Here is a 474-nt window from a genome sequence, read left to right as displayed (position 1 = left end):
TTCAACGGGCACATTGTCGCCGTAGGGGTCAAACTCCGGCTTGGAATATCTCGAGATCAACATCGGTTATCAGAATAGTCGGGATACGACGTAACGGAAGGATTCAATGGCAGTGTCGACGCTCCTGGAGCGACCCAGCAGTCTCACAATCAACGGCCTAGAATTGCCGGTGATGACTTCAGACACGCCCGTGAGCTTGAATCCGGCGGAAACGCCGGATGAAGCGCGCGAAAAGAACCGAAACCTGTTCGAAGAGCAGGCCCTGCCCTTTATCGACCAGCTGTACGCGGCGGCCATGCGCATGACACGCAACCCGTCCGACGCTCAGGACCTCGTGCAGGAGACTTTTGTGAAGGCCTTCGCTGCCTTCGCGCAGTATGAGCAGGGCACCAATCTGAAGGCCTGGCTGTATCGAATTCTCACGAACACGTTCATCAACGCGTATCGCAAGAAGCAGCGGGAGCCATACCAGGC

1 protein-coding gene is annotated in these 474 nt (G+C 56.5%); it reads left to right on the top strand.

What is annotated here, in order from left to right:
* Window positions 1–112: 112 nt before the first annotated feature.
* On the top strand, window positions 113–474 hold a 362-nt coding region (locus JF66_RS20060; RefSeq protein WP_369798080.1), incomplete at its 3' end, for a sigma-70 family RNA polymerase sigma factor.

The sequence above is a fragment of the Cryobacterium sp. MLB-32 genome (assembly GCF_000738085.1).
In the GTDB taxonomy this organism is placed as follows: Bacteria; Actinomycetota; Actinomycetes; order Actinomycetales; family Microbacteriaceae; genus Cryobacterium.
This window is presented reverse-complemented; position numbering and strand designations above follow the sequence as displayed.